Raw genomic sequence first — 2,981 nt, 5'->3', positions numbered from 1 at the left:
TTTTTCATCAGCGCTTGATTGTTTGGCTACTTTTTAATCAAGCAAAAAGTAGCTTTAAAAAATTCATTTTTTAACAGTGTCAGGAACAGATACTAAATTTTGTTGTCTTTCTTAAGATTAACCAGACAGCCTAATTAATATTAACCTAACTATTATCCCATTACGTTAGTTCAGACTATAACATACCATTAAACACTAATGCCATGAAACAGTATACGAAACACAGAGCCAATCTATTATTGGCTACTCTATTAAGCTTAAACACGTTGTTGGCTTGTGTCAACACAGGGCGTGCACTCAATATGGAGCGGCCAAGCTCAGCTACAACATCACGAACGGCAGAAGCTGGACAAAACGATGAAAATAGTACCGAACTCCATTTTTTAGCTTTAAAAAATGATATAGATGGAATGAAGCAACACGCAGCTGACCCTAAGAATAAGGCTCATGCAAATGCACAAGATAGGTATGGTGCACGCCCACACCATTTAGCAGCTGCCAACGGTTTTATGGAATTTATCATATTGCTCAAACAACTTATACCTAGTACTGATCTAACAGCACGATGTAATCATGGCCAGAACCTATTCCATTGGGCAGCTATCAATGGTCATCACAACATCATATCTTTGGTAACCTATTATCCTTTGCTTTATAAGAGTCTAGCAGTAAAAGATAAAAATGGTGATACCCCCATCCATTTGGGAGTTAAAACAAATAATGGGCCATTTATAAAAGAGCTCATAGCATGTAGCCCTAACACTGATGTAAATATATTGAACAATAAAGGTTTGGCACCCTTGCAGATAGCAGTAACAATTGATTACCAAAAAAGGGATAAAAAAAAAGAGGAAGATAGGCAAATAGCGCTTATACAAGCGCTTAGAAAATCTGCTAAACTGAATGGCAATATCCAAGGGGATAAAGGTAATGCACCTATACATGTGGTAGCAAAGCTTGGTTTTTACAAAGCTTTAGAAGCACTCCTGGACATTCCAGGAATTTATGTAAGCATACAAAACAATAAAGGCGATACCGCTACTCATATATTGCTACGAAAATTACTCCGACGTGACATTTATCAAAAAGATGGAGAAAAGATAGAAAATATAATTAAGCGATTAATCGACCAACCAGGTTTTGATCCAAACATCAAAAATAACAAGGATAAAACCATTTTAGACGAGGCAGCATGTAGTGCTTCAGAAGAGATAATAACCCTACTCAAAAATTCTGCTAAAAAAGCTAGATCAAGAACAATCAGATCTAAAAGCCTGAATTGAAGCTTAAGTAAAGATTCAGCTAAAAAAGCTCCTTTGTTGATTGGATTTAAAATTTGATTTTCAAATGTAACATACAACGGAGCTATTGATGAATCTAGCAAACTGAATTAAAGTATATTTCATGCTAAATTTATTCGTGAAAAAGCGACATAAAAAATTATTTTTAACCCATCTCGTGAATAAATACCCCCTATCTATCTTATAACATGGAACGATAAAACTACTTTCATAATTATAATAGATGAATAGCGCTCTATTTATAGCCTAAGTTAGTAACGCCAACTAAATATTATCCAAGTTTTCCTATATTGGAGTACGTTCGAAACACTACTTATGCTTTTAATTTCCCTAAAGCATTAGGCTACTTTTTAACCATTATTATGAAGCAAGAAACGCCACTCATCACAAAGACCCAACGTCCAGATTGGTTGCGGGTTAAATTACCCACAGGTAAGCATTATAGGACGGTCCGTGATATTGTAGATGAGCACAAGCTACACACCATTTGCACCAGTGGGAATTGTCCCAATATGGGTGAATGCTGGGGAGCAGGCACAGCTACTTTTATGATATTAGGTAATGTTTGCACCAGAAGCTGTGGCTTTTGTGCAGTAGCTACTGGAAGACCTACTGTTTATGATAAAGACGAACCGAAACGAGTAGCCAAAGCCATTCACCTGATGGGAGTCAAACATGCAGTTATTACTTCTGTCAACCGAGATGAACTAAAGGACTGTGGAGCAGAAATTTGGTACCAAACTGTTAGAGAGATCAAAGCTTTGAATCCTGTTACCACTATAGAAACATTAATTCCAGATGTAAAAGCAATTTGGTGGGCACTAGAACGAATGATTAGCCCAGGTCAAGAGGTAGTTTCTCATAATATAGAAACGGTAGAACGACTCTATAAAAATGTTCGTCCACAAGCTAAGTATGCGCGAAGCTTAGAGCAACTCAGACGGATTAAAGCATATGGCAAACGATCTAAATCAGGGATTATGCTTGGATTAGGGGAAACAGACTCCGAAGTCTATCAAGTTATGGATGACCTGAGAGAGAATGGTTTGGATGTGTTAACACTGGGTCAGTATCTACAGCCTACTAAACAGCATCTTGCAGTCGCTACTTTTGTACATCCCGACAAATTTGCGCATTTTAAAGAGGAAGCGCTCAAGCGTGGGTTTTCTTACGTGGAATCAGGACCGCTGGTCCGTTCATCGTACCATGCAGAGCGGCATGTTTAATTCGAAACTCGGTATGTGACTTTCAAAAACGTATCTGTTAATGACAGAAATGGGCAAAAAAGGCTTTTGTATCTCGCTTTTTTATCGTGTCAGTTCACGCCATAGCGTCAACTGAAAAACCATGTTGCCTTGTTTACTATAGAATAGCATTTTTTTGAATGGATGATTGTAGGTCATCTAGCTTATGGCCAACGATACAAATTTTAGCACGCAGTAAAAATAATGAAAATAACTGTTTCCTAGCGGAAAAATCATAACTCAGCCCCCTTCGTAGGCTTCAAACAAAATGATTATTTCCGTTCACCACTATGGCTTATGCTAGTAAAAAAACGCGCACTTTGAAAAAAGTACGATCAGAGAGCGGAGTTTACAGATGAAAAGAAAAACAGTTGCCGGGAGGGATTGCAGGAAGGTTCTTGTTTTTCCAGCTGTAAACTAAGCTTTCCGTAACTTT

General features: G+C 37.7%; 2 protein-coding genes. Both read left to right on the top strand.

The annotated features are described in order from the left end of the window. The first annotated feature begins 203 nt into the window (after positions 1-203). A complete protein-coding gene (locus tag MUW73_RS02405; protein WP_243018650.1) occupies positions 204-1,283 on the top strand; it encodes an ankyrin repeat domain-containing protein in 1,080 nt (359 codons plus the stop codon). 380 nt (positions 1,284-1,663) lie between these two features. Further along, complete coding sequence (lipA, locus tag MUW73_RS02400; RefSeq protein WP_243018651.1) at positions 1,664-2,527, top strand: lipoyl synthase; 864 nt, start codon at positions 1,664-1,666, stop codon at positions 2,525-2,527. The last annotated feature ends 454 nt before the right edge of the window (positions 2,528-2,981 follow it).

The organism is Candidatus Cardinium sp. cByotN1 (assembly GCF_022810525.1).
GTDB lineage: Bacteria > Bacteroidota > Bacteroidia > Cytophagales > Amoebophilaceae > Cardinium.
Note: the sequence above shows the minus strand (reverse complement) of the source record. Positions and strands in the feature narration are given on the sequence as shown.

Excerpts from the sequence above, each read along its gene's own strand:
- lipA (WP_243018651.1), top strand. The coding sequence starts at position 1,664 with ATGAAGCAAGAAACGCCACTCATCACAAAGACCCAACGTCCAGATTGG.
- MUW73_RS02405 (WP_243018650.1), top strand. The coding sequence starts at position 204 with ATGAAACAGTATACGAAACACAGAGCCAATCTATTATTGGCTACTCTA.